We start from the raw sequence: 18,677 nt of genomic DNA, 5'->3' as shown, positions 1-18,677 counted from the left end.
CGGCCGCCCGTCGTGCGGCACCGCAGATCCAGGAGAACAGTGACCACCTCAGAAGCGCGACCCGCCACCGGGTCGCACCAGACCGCCACCCCGTCGTCCCGCCGCTGGTGGGTGCTCGTCATCGTCGGCCTCGCCCAGCTCGTCGTCGTTCTCGACGGCACCATCGTCAACATCGCCCTGCCGCAGGCGCAGGCCGAGCTCGGCCTGTCGGACGAGAACCGCCAGTGGGTCGTCACCGCGTACGCCCTCGCCTTCGGCGCGCTCCTGTTGCTCGGCGGCCGCATCGCCGACTTCTGGGGCCGCAAGCGCACCTTCATCGTCGGCATGGTCGGCTTCGGAGCGGCCTCGGCCTTCGGCGGGCTCGTCTCCACCGGCGAGCTGCTCGTCGCGGCCCGCGCCCTGCAGGGCGTCTTCGCCGCGCTGCTCGCCCCGGCCGCCCTGGCCGTGCTCACCACGACCTTCTCGCGCGGACGCGAGCGCAACACCGCCTTCGCCGTCTTCGGCGCCATCTCGGGCGCCGGGGCGGCGGTCGGCCTCGTGCTCGGCGGCGTGCTCACCGAGTTCGTCAGCTGGCGCTGGTGCCTGCTCGTCAACGTGCCGATCGTCGTCGTGGCCATCGTCGCGGCGGCGCTCGTCGTGCGCGAGAGCAAGGCCGAGGGCGACAACCGCCTCGACGTGGTCGGCACCGTCGTCGTCGCGCTGGGCCTCGCGTCGCTCGTCTACGGCTTCACCCAGGCCGAGGACGGCTGGGGCTCCGCGGTCGTCATCGGCTTCATCGCGCTCGGTGCGGGACTGCTCGCCCTGTTCGTCCTCGTCCAGAAGCGCAGCGACCACCCCCTCCTGCCCCTCGGCGTGCTGACGAACCGGGTGCGCGGCGGGGCGTTCCTCGTGCAGCTCATCGTGGGCAGCGTCATGATCGGCGCCCTGCTCTACCTCACGTTCCACCTGCAGATCGTGCTCGGCTTCGGCCCGCTCGAGGCCGGGCTCGCGACCCTGCCGATGACGCTCGTCATCATGGTGATGGCGCCGATCCTCACCAAGCTCCTGCCCGTGATCGGACCGCGCGTGCTCATGGTCGTCGGGCCGCTCGTCGCCGCCGCCGGGCTGTTCTGGCTCTCGGGCATCACGGCCGACGGGTCCTACGCGACGCACGTGCTGCCTCCGTTGCTCGTCATGGGCGTCGGCCTCGCCGGCGTCTTCGTGCCGATGCAGAACCTGGCGCTCGCCGGGGTCGCCCCGCACGAGGCCGGCGCCGCCAGCGCCACCTCGAACGCGATGATGCAGATCGGCGGCTCGGTCGGGCTCGCCGTGTACACGAACCTCTACGCGTCGGCCGTGGCCGGCAGCAGCGCGGGGCAGCTCGGCGCGCTCGTCGACGGGTACTCGGCCGCGTTCGTCGCGGCGGGCGTCGCGACGCTGATCGCGGCGGCGATCTCGTTCACGATGATCCGCGGCCGCAAGGAGGACCTGCTGCCCAGCGGCCCCGTCGTGCACATGGGCTGAGCCGCGCGCCGGCTGCGCACCGAACCCCGTTCCGTTCGGAGAACCCCGTTCCGTTCGGAGAACCCCGTTCCTTCGTGGTTCGGTGAACGGAACGGGGTTCTCTGCGCCGGACACCGCCGAGTGAACGGAACACCGCCCACTGCGGCGGTGTTTCGTTCACTCGGCGGTGTCGGGGGAGCGAGGAGGTGCGGCGCGGGGCGCGTGGGAGGCGCGGCTCGGCACGCGGGGGCGCGCAGGGAGCGCGGGGGCGCGCAGGGAGCGCGGGACGTGCGGCTGGGTGCGGCTGCCGCGCTGGCCGTGGCACCGAACCCCGTTCCGTTCGGAGAACCACGTTCCTTCGTGGTTCTTTGAACGGAACGGGGTTCTCTGCGTCCGACACCGCCGAGTGGACCGGACACCGCCCATTGCGGCGGTGTTCCGTTCACTCGGCGGTGTCGGGGGAGCACAGGAGGCGCGGTGCGGGGCGCGTGGGAGGCGCGGCTCGGCACGCGGGGGCGCGCAGGCGGCGCGCGGGAGGTGCGGTGCGGGAACGCGCAGGAGGTGCGGCTCGGCACGCGGGGGCGCGCAGGAGGTGCGGGGCGCGCTCGGCGGACGCCGCGCCTCCTCGAGGGGGCTACTCGGCCTTCTCGGTCTGCCACTTCTCGGGGGCGCGGTCGCCGTTGGGGCGGACCGGGCGCACGTCGCCGACGATGGGGATGGCGCGCTTGCGCAGCGCCCACATGTAGCGGACGAAGAAGTGGGTCAGCGTCGACAGGCGGTTGCCGTTGCCGAGCAGGCTCGTGATGTGCACGAAGACCCAGAGCAGCCAGGCGACCGGCCCTGTCATCGTGAAGCCGTTGGGCAGCTGCACCACGGCGGCGTTCGTGCCGACCGTCGCCATCGTGCCCTTGTCGTGGTACTCGAACGGCTTGAGGGGCTTGCCCGCGAGCATCCGCTGGATCTGCTCGCCGATGTGCTCGCCGCCCTGGATGGCCGGCTGCGCCAGCTGGGCGAGCGCCTCGTCGGTGGCCGCGATGTCGCCGGCGGCGAAGATGCGGTCGAGCCCCTTGACCGTGAGGTCGTCGTTGACCTGGATGCGCCCGCCGTGGGTCTGCGGCACGCCCCAGCCGGCGACCTCGGCGTGGGCGGCGACGCCGGTGGCCCAGACGACGAGCTCGGCGGGGATGAACTCGCCCGAGGCGGTGCGGACGCCGTCGGGCGTCACCTCTTCGACGCCGGTGTCGAGGCGCAGGTCGACGCCGCGCTTGCGCAGCACCTTCGCGGCGTAGCGACGGAGGCGCGGCGCGAACGGCTTGAGCAACTCGCCGCTGCGGTGCACGAGCGTGATCGTGATGCTGGAGGCGTCGATCTCGGGGTACGCGTCCTTCAGGGCCTGGTCGCGCAGCTCGGCCAGCGCGCCGGCCATCTCGACGCCGGTCGAGCCGCCTCCGACGATGACGACCCGCACCTCGCCGCTGCCCACCGACGCGGCCGCGTTCTCGAGCTGCGTGAACAGCTCGTCGCGGATGCGCAGGGCCTGCGAACGGGAGTACATCGAGTAGGCGAACTCGTAGGCGCCCTTGGTGCCGAAGTAGCTGGTGTTGACGCCGTTGGCGAGCACGAGGGCGTCGTACGAGATCTCCTCGCCGTCGCGCAGCGTGATGACGCGCTCGTCGGCGCGGACGGTCGTGAGCAGCCCGTGGCGGAAGTCGGCGTTCGACTGCTTCGAGCGCAGGCTGCGGAGGAAGTACGTGACGTCGCCCGCGTTGAGGCCTCCGGTGGCGACCTGGTACATGAGCGGCTGGAACATGTTGTAGACGTGCCGGTCGACCAGGGTGATGTCGACGTCGGCGTCCTTCAGGGCCCGCATCGTGGCGATGCCCGCGAAGCCGCCGCCGACGACGACGACGTGGGGTCGGGTGGCTCGGCCGTCGGTGGTGCGGTCGTCGGACATAGGGGTGCTCCTGCGGGGTGCTCGGTTCGTGGCGGAGGTCGCCGATGACCCCGGATCTGCAGGCGGCTGGTTCCTCCGCCCGTGTCAGGGTACTCGCCTCCCAGGGCCCCTCGGACCCCCCTTTGCAGTCTGCGCAACAGGTGTCGCGGACTGCCCCCGCACGCGACGACGGCCCGACTCGGCGCGGTCGGAGTAAGGTCTGCCTCACCGGATCAGACAGGCCCGTGCTGACGCAGGGCCGAGGGGGCGCACCGTCGTGACAGGACACCACCGCGAGCACAGCAGTGCCCCGCTCGACCGCCGAACGCAGGCGCACCGGTGAAGGGCTACGTGCTCTGGCGCCGTGACGCCTCGCCCGTCGTGCGCCGTGACCGCGAGGGCGACGACCGCCTCCGGCTCGTCGCCTCGCTCGAGGACCTCGTGCCGCTGGGCGCCGAGATCGCCGGGCTCGTCATCGACGAGGGCGACCGCTGGGGCTCGACGCCCCCGGCCGACGACGCCCGACCGCTCGCCCCGGTCACCGACCTCTTCGGGGCCGGCCGTGCCGCCCCGCGCCGCCGCCGGCACCGCTGACCCTGCGCCCGCCGAGCTAGGGTCGTGAGGACCGTCGCGCACCCGGCCGACGGCAGTCGAGGAGGCGCGCAGCCGTGACCGAGGTCGTCCTGTTCCACCACGCCCAGGGACTCACGCCCGGGGTGGTCGCCTTCGCCGACGCCCTCCGCGCCGCGGGGCACGTCGTGCACACCCCCGACCTGTTCGAGGGCCGCACCTTCGGCTCGGTCGACGAGGGGCTCGAGCACGTGCACGGCCTCGGCGTGGGCGAGGTCGCGGCCCGGGGCGTCCGCTCCGCCGCCGACTTCGACGCGGACGTCGTCTACGCCGGGTTCTCCCTCGGCGTGCTGCCCGCCCAGCACCTGGCCCAGTCGCGGCCGGGGGCCCGGGGCGCCCTGTTCTTCCACGCCTGCGTGCCCGCCGCCGAGTTCGGCACCTGGCCGACGGGCCTGCCGGTGCAGGTGCACGGCATGGAGCACGACCCCTTCTTCGCCGACGAGGGCGACCTCGACGCGGCTCGCGAGCTGGTCGCGCAGGTGCGCGCGGCCGACCCGACCGCCGACGCCGAGGTGTTCACGTACCCGGGCAGCGAGCACCTCTTCGCCGACTCGTCGCTCGCGTCGTACGACCCCGCCGCGGCGGCGCTGCTCACGGAGCGGACGCTGGAGTTCCTCGCGCGGCGCTGACCCGCCCGCCCGGCCCGGCGCGGGCCCGCCCGGCCCGGCGCTGACCCGGCCGCCCGTGCGGCCGACCCGGCCGCCTGCCCGCGCGTTCGACCCGGCCGCCTGCCCGCGCGCCCGACCCGGCCGCCTGCCCCACGGGACGTCCGAGTCGTCGTGAGTCGCGCCTCCTTGCGTCCCCGGATCGATCGGAGCATCGTGGCGTCCCGGTGGGGCCCGCCCACCGGCCCTCGACCTCGGAGCGACCCATGACCGACCGCATCCTCACGACCCACGCCGGCAGCCTGCCGCGCACGCCCGAGCTGACCCGCCTGCTCGTGGCCCGCGACCAGCGCCGCCCCTTCGACCCCGCCGAGCTCGAGGCCGTCAGCGCCGCGGCCGTCGCCGACACCGTCGCGAAGCAGCTCGACACCGGGCTCGACGTCGTCAACGACGGCGAGGTGCCCCGCGTCGGGTTCTCGACCTACGTGCTCGAGCGCATCGACGGGTTCGGGGGAGCCGGGCACCGCAAGCCGACACTCGACAGCCTCGCGTTCCCCGACTACGCCGCGTACCAGGCGAAGCAGATCGTCGAGGGCGCCGACGTCGCCCGCGTCTGGGACCCGCCGGTCGCGCAGGGCCTGCTCGAGTACGACCCCTCGCTCGCGGGCATCACGGCCGACCTCGACGGCTTCGAGCGCGAGCTCGCCGTGCAGGCCGCGGCCGGCCGGACGCCCGCCGGCACGTTCTTCTCGGCCGCGACGCCCGGCATCGTCTCGACGACGCTGCTGCTCGACGCCGCCAACCCGCACTACGGCGACCAGCGCGAGTACGTCTTCGCGCTCGCCGAGCAGCTGCGGCTCGAGTACGAGGCGATCGTGGCCCGCGGGCACGTGCTGCAGCTCGACGCCCCCGACCTCGCCATGGAGCGGGTGATCCAGTTCGGCGACGCCACCCTCGACGAGTTCCTCGAGGCCGTCGACCTGCACGTCGACGCGCTCAACCACGCGCTGCGGAACATCCCGCGCGAGAGGACGCGCCTGCACGTCTGTTGGGGCAACTGGCAGGGCCCGCACCAGGACGACGTGCCGGTCGACGTGCTGCTGCCGCACCTGTACCGGGCCGAGGTCGGCGCCTTCAGCATCCCGCTCGGCAACCCGCGGCACCAGCACGAGGCGCCCGCGTTCCGCGAGCACCCGCTGCCCGAGGGCGCGTCGCTCATCGCCGGGGTCGTCGACGTGACCACGAACTACCTCGAGCACCCCCAGGTCGTCGCGAACCGCATCGTCGAGGTGGCGGAGGCCGTGGGCGACCCGACGCGCGTCCTCGCCGGGACGGACTGCGGCCTGTCGACCTTCGCCAGCTACGAGTTCGTCGCGACCGACGTCGCGTGGGCAAAGCTCGGCGCGCTGGTCGAGGGCGCCGGGATCGCGTCTCGGCGGCTCTTCGGGGCGTAGGGCGGGGGAGGACGGGGCGGGCGCGGGCCCGGGCCGGGCGAGCGAGCGAGCGGCCCCGGCGGGCGACCGGGGCCGAACGGGCGACCGGCCCCCCGCGGGCGACCGGGCCTCCGCGAACGACCGTGCCCACGCGGGCGAGCGCGCGAGCATCCTCCTCCGGGGAGCCGGGGTCAACCCCCTCCGCGCAGTTGTCCCCCTGGGCGGCGTTCCTGTGACGGCGCCGTGGGGTCGCGGAACAGTGTGAGCCGACGCATCGACGGACCGTGACCCCCACGGTCTCCGACCCCTGAGAGGTCCCCATGAGCGACACCCACGGAGACGGCACCACGCCGCCGACCCCCCTGTACGACCAGGCCGCCGAGTCGGGCTCGCCGCTCGGCGAGGTCGGCGCCTACCGCGACGTCGAGGGCAGCCTCGACCGACCGTTCGACGAGACCGACGTGGACGGCGTCCCCAGGGCCGCAGGAGGCGCCTCCTCGTCCGACGGGACCGGTCCGGCGACCGGCACCGACGGCACGAGCGCGGGGTCGACCTGGCCCGTCGCCCCGACCGGCAGCACGTACGCCACCGGCTCGACCGACGGCACAGCCTCGACCGGCAGCACCGCCTCGACCGGCAGCACCGACGGCTCCGGCTCGACCGGCGCCTCCGGCAAGGCCGACGCCGCGAAGGACGAGGCCGGCAAAGTCGCTGGCGACGCCAAGGAGCAGGCCGCGAACGTGGCCGGCAGCGCCAAGGAGCAGGCCGGCAAGGTCGCCTCCGAGGCGACCGACCACGCCAAGCAGCTCTACGGCCAGGCGACGAGCGAGCTCAAGGACCAGGCCGGCGCGCAGCAGGAGAAGGCCGCGGCCGGTCTCCGCTCCGTCGGCGAGCAGCTCGACTCCATGGCGCAGGGCGCCGACGACGGGGTCGCCCAGCAGCTCGTGAGCAACCTGTCCGGCCGCGCGCACGGCGTGGCCGAGTGGCTCGAGGGCCGCGACCCCGGCACGCTGCTCGACGACGTCAAGCAGTTCGCCGCCCGCAAGCCCGGCACCTTCATCGCGATCGCCGCCGTCTCCGGCCTCCTCGCCGGCCGCGTCGTCAAGTCGCTCACCGCCGAGGCGAAGGACCAGCACGACGCCGCGTCCGCGCACGACGCCGCCCCGTCCGCGCAGCACTCCACGGGAGCCGCGCACACCACGGGCACGACGGCCACCGGCCCGGTCGCCGGCGAGTACGACGTCGTCACCGAGGGCGACGTCCCCGGCCTCGGCACGCCCGGCACCGCGGGCTCGAGCAGCGGCGGCACCGCCAGCGGCACCGACCACGTCACCACGACCGGCACCGTGCCCGGCACGTGGCCCGACTCGGCGGTGACCCGCCCGTGACCGACCCGACCACGGGGGCGGCGTACCCGTCCTCGTCGACCGCAGCCGGCGCCTCCGGCGCTCGCGTGCCCAGCCCCGACGCACCTGCACCGCAGGAGCGCGCCGGGACCACCTCGCTCGGCGACCTGCTCGGCAGCGTCACCGGCGACATCTCGACCCTGTTCCGCCAGGAGGTCGAGCTGGCCAAGGCCGAGCTCACCGTCTCGGCCAAGAAGGCAGGCAAGGGCGCCGGCATGTTCGGCGGCGCCGGCCTCACCGGCCTCTTCGCCTTGCTGTTCCTGTCGCTCGCCGCGATGTGGGGCCTCGGCACGCTGATCGGCCTCGGCTGGTCGTCGCTGATCATCGCCGTGGTCTACGGCGTGGTCGCGCTCGTGCTGTTCCTGCGCGGCAAGAAAGAGCTGAAGCAGATCCAGGGGGCGCCGAAGACGGTCGACTCCCTCAAGAAGATCCCCGAGACCGTGAAGCCTGGAGGCACCGCATGAGCACCGCAGACGGGTCGAAGACCCCCGAAGAGATCCGCGCCGAGATCGAGCGCACCCGCGCCGGCCTGAGCTACGACGTCGACACCCTGGCCGACAAGGTCAACCCGTCGAGCATCGCGCAGCGTCAGACCGACAAGGTCAAGGGCAAGTTCACGAACATGAAGGAGTCGGTCATGGGCACCGCGCACAGCGGCACGTCGAGTGCGTCCGACGCCGCGTCGGGGGCCGTCGACTCGGCCCGCGAGACGGCGCAGCAGGCCGTCGGCAAGGCCAAGGGCAACGCCCTCGCCGTGGGGCTCATCGCCTTCGGCGTCGGTGCGCTCGTCGCCTCGCTGATCCCCGCGTCGGACGCCGAGCAGGAGCTCGCCGCCTCGGCCAAGGACAAGGCCGGCCCTGCCGTCGACGCCGCCAAGGGCGCCGCGCAGGACGTCGCGCAGAACCTGAAGGAGCCCGCCCAGGAGGCGTTCGCCAGCGTCAAGGACACGGCGCAGGAGGCGGCGAGCACCGTCAAGGGCGACGCCCAGTCGGCTGCCGGCGACGTGAAGGACAGCGCGCAGCAGTCGCGGGACACCGTCCAGGGCGCCTGACACCGGCCCCCGGCACGACCGCGGACGACCCCGGTCTCGACGTCTCCCTCCTCGCGGGGGAGACGGTCGGGACCGGGGTCGTCCGTCGTGCGGTGTGCGGCCTGGCGCCAGGCGCCTGCGGCCTGGCGGCCTGGCGCCTAGCGGCCGAGGACGATCGAGCCGGTGTGCGTGCGGATCGTCGAGGTCCGGGTGCTCAGCGCGCTCAGCTGGGCGCGCACGTAGCGGCCGAGCGAGGTGCGCTGCACCGACGGCGACACGTACGAGCCGATGGTGACGGCGTCGCGGTGCGCGGTCGAGACGTACGAGCCGACCGGCTCGTCGCGGACCGTCGTGCTGACGTAGCGGCCGCCGAGCGGGAACGGCTGGGCGGGGGTGGTCGACGCGGTGTGGGTCGATGCGGTGCGGGTCATGGGGGCCTCCTCGTTCGTGGAGGACGAGGCCGGCCGGTCGGGTGAGGGCGAGCTGCTCGTCTCCGTCGGCGTTGCCCCCACTGTAGCGCCTTTTCTTGAACAGTTCAAAACAACTGCCCCACGTCGCGCGCATCGTGTCGCGCGCCGCCCTGCCGCCGAGGGCGGGTCTTCCGGGGCGAGGGCGGGTGCGCGCCGACCCGCCCTCGGCCCGGAACACCCGCCCTCGAGCGCGTCTGCCCGGGCGCGCCCGGCGTCGGGACGCGGCGGTCGAGCCGAGGAGGCGCGCGTAGCGTGGGCCGGTGAGCACCGCACCCGGGACCCGCAGCCCCGACGACGCCGACCCCGGGCTGAGCGCGAGCCCGTCGCCGCTCGACCCCGCGCCGAGGGCGAGCACGTCGGCCCCTGCGATCGACTCCGACTCCGACCTCGACCCCGGGCCCGCGGCCGCCCCGGCGCCGGACGAGACCCGCAGCTTCGAGACGCGGGTCGGCACGATCGTCGGCCGCGTCGACGGCGACGTGGTGCGCGTGCTCGGCGTGCCGTACGCGGTGGCCGAGCGGTTCGAGGCTCCCCGACCCGCGCCTCCTGCGGTCGACGACGAGGGGCGACCCGTTCCGCTGCTCGCGTTCGAGCGCTCGCCCGCGTCGCCCCAGATCTCGTCGCCCGCGATGACGCTGCTCATCGACGACGCGGCCCGCGGCATGGTCGACTCCGAGCACTGCCAGGCGCTCTCGATCACGCTGCCCGCCGACCTCGCGCCGGGGGAGCGGCTGCCCGTGATGGTGTTCATCCACGGCGGGTCGTACGTCAACGGGGCCGGCGACCTCGCGGTCTACGACCCGCGCTCGCTCGTGGTCGAGCAGCGCGTCGTCGTCGTGACGGTGACCTACCGGCTGAACGTGTTCGGGTTCCTCGGCGACGGGGAGCGCGTGCCGTCGAACCTCGGACTGCTCGACCAGCTCGAGGCGGTGCGCTGGGTGCACGACACGATCGGGTCGTTCGGCGGCGACGCCGACACGATCACCCTGTTCGGCCAGTCGTCGGGCGGCGACTCGGTCGCGCACCTGATGATCAGCGAGGGGGCGCGCGGGCTGTTCCGGCGGGCGATCGTGCAGAGCGCACCGCTCGGGCTGGGCGCCGGCCGCGCCGCCATGTCGAAGGCCATGCTGCGCGTCGTCGGCACGCCCGACCCCGACGCGACGGTCGAGGAGCTGCTCGCCCTGCAGCCGCTCGCCGAGCGCGCCGCCCTCCGCTTCGGCCTGCGCGGCGGCATGCCCTTCGGGCCGCAGTACGGCCGGGCGCCCCTGCCCGCCGAGCGCGACCGGGACGCCGCCTGGCGCGACGCCGCCCCGCACGTCGACCTGCTCATGGGCGCGACGACCGAGGAGACCGGGCTGTACGTGCCGCTCGTCCGCGCGCTCGACGTGATGACGAGCCTGCCGGTCGTCGGCGGGCTGCTGCGCCGCGTGCTCGTGCGGGCGACGACGGGGGCCGTGTACGGACGCGACGTGCGTCGTTTCGTCGACCGGCACCGCGCCTCCGGCGGTCGTGCCGTGCGCTACGAGCTCAGCTGGGAGCCCACAGGCAGCCGCTACGGCGCCGCGCACATCACCGACCTGCCGCTGCTGCTGGGGTCCGAGGAGGCGTGGGGCCGGTCGGCGCTGCTGGGCACCTCCGACTGGGCGGACGTCGACCGCCTCGGTCGCCGCGTGCGACAGATCTGGGCCGACTTCGCCCGCACGGGGACCGTCGCGGCGGACGCCGCCGCGGGCCTCTCGGGGACGCTGGTGCTCGACCGCGGCTGAGCCGCGCGGGTGCTCGTCGCAAATGCCGACAGGTTGCGCTGATCGGGCGCCGCAACACGGGGAATTCCCGTCGTTGTGGCGTCGCCGGTCGGCATTTGCGTCGACCCCGCCATGCGCTAGGTGTGGCTGTCGCAAATGCCGACAATATGCGCTGATCGACCGCTAGAACCCTTGGATTTCCCGGTGTTGCAGCCTGCCCGGTCGGCATTTGCGGCACGGGCACGGATGCAGGGCTCGAGCACGAACGCGGGCACGGGCACGGGCACGGGCAGGTGCACGCAGCGCGCGCGACGGCGGGAGCGCCGGGTCGTCGCCCCTCGTGCTCGACCCGACGCTCCCGCGTCTCCCCCCTCGGCCGGTCGTCCTCTCCCCGACGACCGGCCCGGCCCGGCGCCCCCGCGCCCGACCGAGTCTGGTGTGCTGCCCGGGCTACCCCTGCCCCGAGCCGGCGGCCTGGGCGGCGAGCACCGCCTCGGCCATCGGGATGAGCAGGTGCTGGTTCTCGCGCGTCACCCCGAACCCTCCCTGCACCTCCACCCACGTGTCGTCGACACGGAGGTGGACCGAGCACGACATGCCCTCGCCCTCGATGCACGAGGCCCAGGCCTCGTCGGCGCCGGCCACGTCGACGGGCGAAGCGCCGTCCCCCTCGTCGGGGACAGCCCAGCCCGCTCCGGGTGCCCAGATGACGCTGACCCCCTGGATCCCCGTCTCCGACTCGAGTGCCGCATCCGGGGCCGTCAGCCACTGGCAGCCCTCGACCGACGGCTGCGTCGACCAGATGCCCGTCTCGGGCACCCACTCGAACAGGTCGGAGCGTTCGACGGGAACCCCACCCGTGAGCAGCCGGCTCACCTCTCCGCCGATGGCGAGGTCCGAGCACTCGGTGTCGTCCCAGCTGCTCGCCGGTGCGTCCCACACCGTCGGCACCGGCGTGGACCGCAGCTCCGCGGCGAGGGCGTCGAGCACCGGCCGGATCACCTCCGGGGTGGGCGGGGCCTCGACGCCGCCGCTCGGCTGGGAGGTGCCCTCGAACCACCACGGACCGACGACGACCGAGGCCCGGCAGGCGGACGAGTCGTCGCAGGCCACCGCCGAGACGTCGCCCACGCCGAGGTCGGCGAGCCCGCTCTGGCGCAGGCCGGAGATCCACTCACGGCCGCGGTCCCCGGCCGGGGACACCGTGATCTCGAGGGTCGTCCCGGTCGAGAACTCTCCCCCCGGGCCGAAGTAGCACCTCAGCACGCCGGCCTGGCGATAGGCGGCGCCCAAGGGGCGCAACACGGGTGCGTCGAGGTCGACCGTGCCCACGTCCGAGACCAGGGACGCCACGCCGATGCGGTCGCCGAGCGCATCGCAGTCGACGTCGAAGGCAGGTCTGGGCTCGGCCGGCTGTGCCGGAGGCTCGGTCGGGAACACCGGCGTCGCCGAGACGGAGGCGCCGGGCTCGGGCGTGGGCGAGGAGGTGGGGGTCGGGCTGGCGGCCGGTGCCGCCTGGAACGGAGAGGGCAGGACCAACGCCAACGCGCCTCCTGCGCCCCCGATCCCGAGCAGGGCGACGAGGCTCAGGGTCAGCCCCAGGTGGCGGCGGGCCCACGGGCGTCGCCGGGCGGGCGGCTCGGCGGCGGCGCGGCGCAGCACGTCCTGCTTCATCGAGACGAGCATGCGGTTCAGGTCGTCTCCGGTGGGGGGCTCAACGTCCATCGCGGATCACCGCCTTCCTCAGTCGTGTGCGGGTGCGGGAGACCCGTTGTGTCAATGCGCCGACGCTGAGCCCGAGCAGGGCGGCGGCCTCGGCGTAGTTGCGGCCCTCGATGAGGCACAGCTCGCAGATCTGCTGGTCGACCGGGCTGAGCGCCTCGATCTCGGAACGGACCCAGCGCAGCCGCTCGCGCGCCTCCTGGGCGTCGTCGTCGGCGGGGGCGGCCAGCTCGGCGGGCAGCTCGTCGGCCTCGGTGCGCTGCCGCTTGCGACGCAGGTTCATCGCGTGGTTGCGGCAGGCGACGAGCAGCCAGGGCAGCAGCGAGCCGTCGTGCAGGGTGATCTCGGCCGAGCGGCGCCAGAGGGTGACGAGCGTGTCCTGCACGATCTCCTCGACGTCCATCCGGCTGTCCACGAGCGCCCAGGCGTAGCGGGTCAGCGTCGGCGCCCAGCGGTCGAAGATCTCCGACAGCGCGCGCTCGTCGCCGCCCGACGTGCGTCGCACGAGATCGGAGTCGTTCTCCGTCGTCAGGTCCATGTCTGCCCCCCTCACTACAGGAATGTCGCAGATCGACGAGACCTGACAGAAATCGTGGAGTTTCTCTTCGGAGGGTGCCGGCGGCGTTCAGGAACGGCCGGGCGCCTCCTCCTGATCCGTGCACCGTTCAGGACTCCAGGCGGGCTCCGTGCACGGATCAGGACTCGCGTTCCTGAACGAGGGAGCAGCCCGCAGGCGGCGACCTGGGAATCAGCGCAAGGCCGAGGAGGCGCGCGAGAGCAGGCTGGGAGACATGCCCGACGCAGACAGCACCGCTCCCGACCCCGGGGCCACCGCCTCCTCCTCGACCGCCGACTCCTCGACCGCCGCGGCGCTCGACCTCGTGCGCTCCGAGGTGGACGCGGCCGTCCGTGCCGTCGCCGACACCGACCCCGAGGGCCTCGACGCCGTCGCCGACCTCGTGTCGGGCGCCGGGCGCGTCTTCGTGCACGGCGCCGGTCGCTCGGGGCTCGCGCTGCGGATGACCGCGATGCGCCTCATGCACCTCGGCCTGACCGTTCACGTCGTCGGCGAGGTCACGGCGCCCGCGATCGGCGAGGGCGACGTGCTGCTGACCGCGAGCGGGTCCGGCACGACGGGCGGCATCGTCCGCGCGGCCGAGTCCGCCCGCGACGCCGGGGCGCGCGTCGCCGCGGTGACCACCGCCTCCTCGTCGCCCCTCGCCGAGCTCGCGACGGCCGTCGTCGTCGTGCCCGCCGCCGAGAAGCTCGACCGCTCGGGCTCCGCCTCGGCGCAGTACGCCGGCGGGCTCTTCGAGCAGGTCGTCGTGCTCGTCGGCGACGCGCTGTTCCACGCGCTCTGGCAGCGGTCCGGCCAGAGCGCCGACGACATGTGGCCCCGCCACGCCAACCTCGAGTAGCTGACCGGCGCCCGCCGCGCCCGCGCCTGCCCGATCCCCCCACGTACCACCCCGACAGAAGGAGCACCACATGAAGCTGCAGTTCGCCATGGACACCCTGACCACCGAGGCCGCCCTCGAGCTCGCCGCCGCCGCCGCGCCCAGCGTCGACATCATCGAGCTCGGCACGCCGCTGATCAAGGCCGAGGGCTTCCGCGCCATCACCGCGATCAAGGAGGCGCACCCCGACAAGGTCGTGTTCGCCGACCTGAAGACGATGGACGCGGGCGAGCTCGAGGCCGGCGAGGCCTTCAAGGCCGGCGCCGACCTCGTCACCGTGCTCGGCGTCGCCGGCGACAGCACCATCGCCGGTGCCGTCAAGGCCGCCAAGGCCCACGGCAAGGGCATCGTCGTCGACCTGATCGGCGTGCACGACAAGGCCGCACGCGCCAAGGAGGTCGTCGCCCTCGGCGCCGAGTTCGTCGAGATGCACGCGGGCCTCGACGAGCAGGCCGAGGACGGCTTCACCTTCGAGACGCTGCTCGAGGCCGGCAAGGCGTCGGGCGTGCCGTTCTCCGTCGCGGGCGGCGTCAAGGCCGCCACCGTCGGCTCGGTGCAGGACGCGGGCGCCCAGGTCGCCGTCGCCGGCGCCGCGATCTACGGGGCCGACGACGTCGCCGACGCCGCCCGCGAGATCCGCGCCGCCATCAAGTAGCACGAGCCAGGGAACGCGCAGGAGGCGCGGTGCGGGTCGGACCTGCACCGCGCCTCCTGCGCGTCCGGGCCGTGCTCGCTCGGCGTCCGCGTGCCGGTCGAGCGTGCGCTGGCCGCGCGTGCCGCTCGTCGAGGGCGGGTGTTCCGGGCCGAGGGCGGGTCGGCGGCGACCCGCCCTCGAGCCGGAACACCCGCCCTCGACACGTGCCCGTGTGCCCGGCTGCGCGCGGACTAGTGCACGAGCACGACGGCGAGCGTCGTGGGGGCGTCGTGGCCGGGCCAGGTCGCGGACAGCACCTGCGTGGTGTCGTGCGCCGCGCCTCCTGCGGCCTCGACCAGCGACGAGACGGAGTGCTCGTCGACGGTGCGCGCGACCACGAGCGTGCACGAGCCGGCGTCGACGACCGACGCCCCTTCGAGGTGGCGCACCCCGACGACCTCGGTGTCGGGCACGACGGCGTCGGCCGTGCCGCTGCCCACGACGATCGTGGTCGACTCGTGCGGGACGCGCTCGCCGTCGGCGGTCTGCAGCACCTCGTCGGCCTGGCCGCCGCCCGTGAGCGCGGCCGCGATCGTCGTCGCGACGAAGACGGGGTCGCCACAGCCGTCGTAGACCCAGCGCTCGCCGAGCACGGAGTGCTGCATCGTGCCGACGAGCCGGTCGTCGGCGCCGGCGAGAGGGGCTCCGCGATAGGTCAGCGGCACCTGCAGCACCGGACCGTCGCCCGCGCGCACGAGCAGCACCTCGACGCCGACCTCGCCCGCCGGGTCGTCGAGGCGGAACGCCGCCACCTTCTCGAGCCGGTCGGGATCGCCCTCGAACCAGGGCTGGCCGGGCGCCCAGGCCGCGACGGCCTCGAGCTTCGACGGGACGAGTTCGGCCTGGTGCAGGAGTGCCATGCCGCGATCGTAGGGGCCGCCGCCGACGTCGACCAGCCCCGGGCCTAGCCTGGGAGGGTGACCTCCTCGCCTGCCGCGGCCGACCTGCCCGCCGAGCCCGCGCCTCCTGCGCCCGGCACCTACCGCCACTTCAAGGGCGGACGCTACGAGGTGATCGGCACCGGCCGCCACGTCGACACCGAGGAGGCGCTGGTCTTCTACCGCACGCTCTACGGCGACCGCTCGCACTGGGTGCGTCCCGTGGCCCAGTTCGTCGAGCGCGTGACGCGTGACGGCTGGGACGGCCCGCGCTTCGTCCGCGAGGACCCGCAGCCCGAGCGCCCCTGACGCGGCGCGTCGCTGGCGCTCTGCACCTGCGCCCGCGCCGCTGCGCCCTGACGTCACGCGCAGTGCGCCTGCCTGTCGGCGCCCGTGCGTCCCGACACCGCCGAGTGAACGAGACACCGCCCACTGCCGCGGTGTTTCGTTCACTCGGCGGTGTCACGAGGGGACGAGGAGGCGCGGGGCGAGGGGGCGCGGGTCGGGGACGAGGAGGCGCGGGTCGGGGACGAGGAGGCGCGGGTCGGGCCAGCCGGGCACGCGCCGGGCGACCGGACGGAGGCGTTCGACACGGGATTCTGCGCGGAATCCCAGGCGCGTCGTGCACACTCGTCACTTCGCCCGCGCCGGTCCGTGTCCTACGGACGCGCTGGCGGACGCGCCGGGACCCCCAGGCCCCGCGTGATCCGACACCGACCCGTCACCTCGACAGCACCCGTCTGCTCGTCTCGTCCGCCCGAGGGCGAGGCACGAGAGCAGCCCCCGGGACCGACTCCCCGGCCGTGCCGTCGCGCACCGTGCCCCCGCGCGGTGCCCGCGCCCCCGTCGCGCGGAGGCGATCGACGCGCCCGCGGCGTGTCGAGCAGGTCGGCCGAGCAATGGGACCACATGACCTCCGAGAACACCCCTGCCCCCGCCCCCGAGGGCACCACCGGCACCGGCACCGACGACACCCGAAGCACCGCTGACACCCGCAGCGCCGACGCCCGCACCACCGGCACCGGCACCGACGACACCCGCAGCACCGCCGACGCCCGCACCATCGGCACCGGCACCGACGACACCCGCAGCGCCGCCGCCGCCCGCACCGCCGACACCGGCACCGCCAGCACGGGCACCGCCGAGGCCGCCACCCGCACCGCATCAGCCCCGCTCACCCGCCGCGAGATCGCCGCCCGCCGCCGTCGCGCCTCCCGTCGCCGCCTCGTCGGCGTGACCGCCGTCGCCGCCGTCGCGATCGTCGGCGGCACCGGCTTCGCGTTCGCGAACCGCGCCCCGTCGGCCGAGGCCGTCGCGGCCGCCCACGCCGAGACCGTGGCGCAGAACGAGGACGCGATCGCCGAGTCGCTCCGCCACGCCCAGGCGAAGGCCACGATCGACATCGCGTCGCAGGTCGTCACCACGACGAAGGACAAGGTCGACGCCAGCGCGCTCGAGACCTCCGTCGCGTCGCTCGCCGACTACGAGACGCTCGACTCCGACACGCTCGCCGCCCGCGTGGCCGAGACCGCGACGACGGCGCAGACCGTCCAGGCCGCCGCGGCCGAGGCCGACCGCCAGGCAGCCGCGGCCGCCGCCGCCGCGCAGGCCGCCGCCGAGGCACAGGCCGCAGCGGAGGCCCAGGCCGCCGCCGAGGCCGCCGCCGCCGCGGCCGCCGAGGCGCAGGCCGCCGCGAACACGCCCGCCGCCGCCAAGGCCGCCGCTCAGCAGCTCGCGTCGTCGAAGTACGGCTGGGGCAGCGACCAGTACGGCTGCCTCGTCAACCTCTGGCAGAAAGAATCGGGCTGGAACTACAAGGCCTACAACCCGAGCGGCGCGACGGGCATCCCGCAGGCGCTGCCCGGCAGCAAGATGGCCACCGCCGGCTCCGACTGGGCCACGAACGCCACCACCCAGGTCACCTGGGGCCTCGACTACATCAAGCGCGCCTACGGCACCCCGTGCAGCGCGTGGGGGCACAGCCAGTCGGTCAACTGGTACTGAGCCGCGGCCCGTCGCGGGGGCGACGGGGCGAGGGCCCGAGGAGGCGCGGTGCAGGCATCCCTGCACCGCGCCTCCTCGTGTCCCCGGCCCCAGCCCCCCTTCCGCCGACCACGAGACGACGCGAAAGGCTGTTCCCCGCGCCGTGGGGGACCATCTGTGACGGCTCACCGGCCGACCCCGGCCGACCCTGGCGACGGCCCGCACAGACCCCCCGCACAGAGCCCCGCGCGGGCCGGGTCGTAAGCTCGGGCGGGTGATCGCCGCCCACCGCCGCAACCTGATCCTCGAGATGATCCGCGCCGACGGCGCCGTCTCGATCTCGGCGGCCGCCGAGCGGGTCGCCGCGTCGGTCGTCACCGTCCGCCGCGACCTCGACCAGCTCGCCGCCGAGGGGCTCGTCACCCGGACGCACGGGGGAGCGGTCGCGTCGGGCTCGTCCCGCGAGCAGCCGTACCTCGAGAAGCTCGGCCAGGCCGCCCGCGAGAAGGCGGCCATCGGCCGCCTCGCCGCCGAGCTCGTCAAGGACGGCGACACCCTCGTGATCGGCCCGGGCACGACCACGGAGGCGCTGGCCGAGAACCTGGGCGGCTTCAGCGGCCTCACGGTCGTCACCAACTCGCTGCCCGTGGCCGAGCTGTTCGTCGCGTCGCCCGACGTCGAGGTGATCATGACGGGCGGCTCGCTGCGCGGCTCGATCCGCGCCCTGACCGGCGACCCGACCATCGCGATGCTCGGCGGGCTGCACGCCGACAAGACGTTCCTCTCGGGCAACGGCCTCGCCGCCGACTTCGGGCTCTCGACGCCGGCGCTCGCCGTCGCCGACTCCGACCGGGCGATGGCGCGCGCCGGGTACCAGGTGATCGTGCTCGCCGACCACACGAAGCTCGGGGTCCGCACGGCGGTCCGCACCGTGCCCACCGCCGAGATGACGCACGTCGTGACCGACGCGGCGTCGCCGGCGCACGAGCTCGAGGCCCTGCGCGAGGCCGGCGTCGACGTGCACGTCGCCCGCGCCTGAGGCGCCGATCCGCTCAGAAAGCGTCATCTCCGATCACGCGCGCGCTCGCGGTCGAGCGCCCGGGGGTGTGCCCGGAACCCGGCTGTACCCCGTCCCGCCGCCCCGTGACACCTGACGGGATCAGGGATCGAGCACCCCGGGTGCACCGCCCAGCCGCAGGCGATCGTGAC

At 74.5% G+C, this 18,677-nt stretch carries 18 protein-coding genes; 13 read left to right on the top strand and 5 right to left on the bottom strand.

What is annotated here, in order from left to right; all coding sequences use genetic code 11:
* Window positions 1-39 precede the first annotated feature (39 nt).
* Window positions 40-1,503 carry a DHA2 family efflux MFS transporter permease subunit gene (locus FHR78_RS09900; protein ID WP_208393051.1) on the top strand — a complete coding sequence of 488 codons (1,464 nt, stop codon included), beginning with the start codon at window positions 40-42 and terminating at the stop codon, window positions 1,501-1,503.
* 613 nt (window positions 1,504-2,116) lie between these two features.
* Here the strand turns inward: FHR78_RS09900 and FHR78_RS09895 are convergent.
* A complete protein-coding gene (locus FHR78_RS09895; RefSeq protein ID WP_166760325.1) occupies window positions 2,117-3,436 on the bottom strand; it encodes an NAD(P)/FAD-dependent oxidoreductase in 1,320 nt (439 codons plus the stop codon).
* Window positions 3,437-3,754: 318 nt separating this feature from the next.
* Here FHR78_RS09895 and FHR78_RS09890 point away from each other — a divergent pair, with 318 nt between their 5' ends.
* From FHR78_RS09890 to FHR78_RS09865, 6 genes are all read left to right on the top strand, one after another.
* Entirely contained in the window at window positions 3,755-4,009 is a 255-nt protein-coding gene (locus tag FHR78_RS09890) for a hypothetical protein (RefSeq protein ID WP_166760324.1), read from the top strand.
* A 74-nt stretch (window positions 4,010-4,083) separates the two neighbouring features.
* Window positions 4,084-4,674 carry a dienelactone hydrolase family protein gene (locus FHR78_RS09885; RefSeq protein ID WP_166760323.1) on the top strand — a complete coding sequence of 197 codons (591 nt, stop codon included), beginning with the start codon at window positions 4,084-4,086 and terminating at the stop codon, window positions 4,672-4,674.
* Between the two features lie 242 nt (window positions 4,675-4,916).
* A complete protein-coding gene (locus tag FHR78_RS09880) occupies window positions 4,917-6,104 on the top strand; it encodes a cobalamin-independent methionine synthase II family protein (RefSeq protein WP_166760322.1) in 1,188 nt (395 codons plus the stop codon).
* 299 nt (window positions 6,105-6,403) lie between these two features.
* On the top strand, window positions 6,404-7,471 hold the full coding sequence (locus FHR78_RS09875; RefSeq protein ID WP_166760321.1) for a hypothetical protein: 1,068 nt from the start codon (window positions 6,404-6,406) through the stop codon (window positions 7,469-7,471).
* A 65-nt stretch (window positions 7,472-7,536) separates the two neighbouring features.
* Window positions 7,537-7,953, top strand: coding sequence for a phage holin family protein (locus FHR78_RS09870; protein ID WP_166760765.1), 417 nt, complete (start codon window positions 7,537-7,539; stop codon window positions 7,951-7,953).
* A complete protein-coding gene (locus FHR78_RS09865; protein WP_166760320.1) occupies window positions 7,950-8,540 on the top strand; it encodes a DUF3618 domain-containing protein in 591 nt (196 codons plus the stop codon). Before FHR78_RS09870 ends, FHR78_RS09865 begins: the two co-directional genes overlap by 4 nt.
* A gap of 137 nt (window positions 8,541-8,677) precedes the next feature.
* On the opposite strand, the gene FHR78_RS09860 is transcribed toward FHR78_RS09865, so the two are convergent.
* The gene (locus FHR78_RS09860; RefSeq protein ID WP_166760319.1) at window positions 8,678-8,950 is read right to left on the bottom strand and encodes a hypothetical protein; all 273 of its coding nucleotides are present in this window, start codon (window positions 8,948-8,950) and stop codon (window positions 8,678-8,680) included.
* A 299-nt stretch (window positions 8,951-9,249) separates the two neighbouring features.
* Here FHR78_RS09860 and FHR78_RS09855 point away from each other — a divergent pair, with 299 nt between their 5' ends.
* A complete protein-coding gene (locus tag FHR78_RS09855) occupies window positions 9,250-10,755 on the top strand; it encodes a carboxylesterase family protein (RefSeq protein ID WP_347878135.1) in 1,506 nt (501 codons plus the stop codon).
* 429 nt (window positions 10,756-11,184) lie between these two features.
* On the opposite strand, the gene FHR78_RS09850 is transcribed toward FHR78_RS09855, so the two are convergent.
* Together FHR78_RS09850 and FHR78_RS09845 are read right to left on the bottom strand one after the other, a co-directional pair.
* Window positions 11,185-12,459 (bottom strand): hypothetical protein, encoded by a 1,275-nt coding sequence (locus FHR78_RS09850; protein WP_166760318.1) that lies wholly within the window; start codon window positions 12,457-12,459, stop codon window positions 11,185-11,187.
* Window positions 12,449-12,994 (bottom strand): RNA polymerase sigma factor, encoded by a 546-nt coding sequence (locus FHR78_RS09845; RefSeq protein ID WP_166760317.1) that lies wholly within the window; start codon window positions 12,992-12,994, stop codon window positions 12,449-12,451. The genes FHR78_RS09850 and FHR78_RS09845 overlap by 11 nt, the downstream gene beginning before the upstream one ends.
* Before the next feature lie 253 nt (window positions 12,995-13,247).
* Between FHR78_RS09845 and hxlB the strand changes: the two genes are divergently transcribed.
* Window positions 13,248-13,874: a 6-phospho-3-hexuloisomerase gene (hxlB, locus tag FHR78_RS09840; RefSeq protein ID WP_166760316.1), complete on the top strand. Its 627-nt coding sequence runs from the start codon at window positions 13,248-13,250 to the stop codon at window positions 13,872-13,874.
* A gap of 70 nt (window positions 13,875-13,944) precedes the next feature.
* Window positions 13,945-14,568: a 3-hexulose-6-phosphate synthase gene (gene hxlA, locus FHR78_RS09835; RefSeq protein ID WP_166760315.1), complete on the top strand. Its 624-nt coding sequence runs from the start codon at window positions 13,945-13,947 to the stop codon at window positions 14,566-14,568.
* Between the two features lie 230 nt (window positions 14,569-14,798).
* Here the strand turns inward: hxlA and FHR78_RS09830 are convergent, their stop codons facing one another.
* Entirely contained in the window at window positions 14,799-15,467 is a 669-nt protein-coding gene (locus FHR78_RS09830) for a CG0192-related protein (protein WP_166760314.1), read from the bottom strand.
* A 57-nt stretch (window positions 15,468-15,524) separates the two neighbouring features.
* Here FHR78_RS09830 and FHR78_RS09825 point away from each other — a divergent pair, with 57 nt between their 5' ends.
* The 3 genes from FHR78_RS09825 (at window position 15,525) to FHR78_RS09815 (ending at window position 18,507) form a co-directional block, all read left to right on the top strand.
* On the top strand, window positions 15,525-15,794 hold the full coding sequence (locus tag FHR78_RS09825) for a DUF1653 domain-containing protein (RefSeq protein ID WP_347878134.1): 270 nt from the start codon (window positions 15,525-15,527) through the stop codon (window positions 15,792-15,794).
* Between the two features lie 600 nt (window positions 15,795-16,394).
* Window positions 16,395-17,489 carry a phospholipase gene (locus FHR78_RS09820; RefSeq protein WP_208393050.1) on the top strand — a complete coding sequence of 365 codons (1,095 nt, stop codon included), beginning with the start codon at window positions 16,395-16,397 and terminating at the stop codon, window positions 17,487-17,489.
* A 253-nt stretch (window positions 17,490-17,742) separates the two neighbouring features.
* Window positions 17,743-18,507, top strand: a complete 765-nt coding sequence (locus tag FHR78_RS09815) for a DeoR family transcriptional regulator (RefSeq protein WP_166760313.1) — start codon at window positions 17,743-17,745, stop codon at window positions 18,505-18,507.
* Window positions 18,508-18,677: the final 170 nt, after the last annotated feature.

This window comes from Frigoribacterium faeni (genome assembly GCF_011761235.1).
GTDB lineage: Bacteria > Actinomycetota > Actinomycetes > Actinomycetales > Microbacteriaceae > Frigoribacterium > Frigoribacterium faeni_A.
The sequence above is the reverse complement of the archived record's forward strand: the minus strand, read 5'-3'. Positions and strand labels throughout refer to the sequence as shown.

Coding starts and splice junctions, on each gene's coding strand:
- FHR78_RS09895 (WP_166760325.1), bottom strand. CDS start 3,436: ATGTCCGACGACCGCACCACCGACGGCCGAGCCACCCGACCCCACGTC.
- FHR78_RS09880 (WP_166760322.1), top strand. CDS start 4,917: ATGACCGACCGCATCCTCACGACCCACGCCGGCAGCCTGCCGCGCACG.
- FHR78_RS09875 (WP_166760321.1), top strand. CDS start 6,404: ATGAGCGACACCCACGGAGACGGCACCACGCCGCCGACCCCCCTGTAC.
- FHR78_RS09865 (WP_166760320.1), top strand. CDS start 7,950: ATGAGCACCGCAGACGGGTCGAAGACCCCCGAAGAGATCCGCGCCGAG.
- FHR78_RS09860 (WP_166760319.1), bottom strand. CDS start 8,950: ATGACCCGCACCGCATCGACCCACACCGCGTCGACCACCCCCGCCCAG.
- FHR78_RS09850 (WP_166760318.1), bottom strand. CDS start 12,459: ATGGACGTTGAGCCCCCCACCGGAGACGACCTGAACCGCATGCTCGTC.
- FHR78_RS09845 (WP_166760317.1), bottom strand. CDS start 12,994: ATGGACCTGACGACGGAGAACGACTCCGATCTCGTGCGACGCACGTCG.
- hxlB (WP_166760316.1), top strand. CDS start 13,248: ATGCCCGACGCAGACAGCACCGCTCCCGACCCCGGGGCCACCGCCTCC.
- hxlA (WP_166760315.1), top strand. CDS start 13,945: ATGAAGCTGCAGTTCGCCATGGACACCCTGACCACCGAGGCCGCCCTC.
- FHR78_RS09830 (WP_166760314.1), bottom strand. CDS start 15,467: ATGGCACTCCTGCACCAGGCCGAACTCGTCCCGTCGAAGCTCGAGGCC.
- FHR78_RS09820 (WP_208393050.1), top strand. CDS start 16,395: ATGACCTCCGAGAACACCCCTGCCCCCGCCCCCGAGGGCACCACCGGC.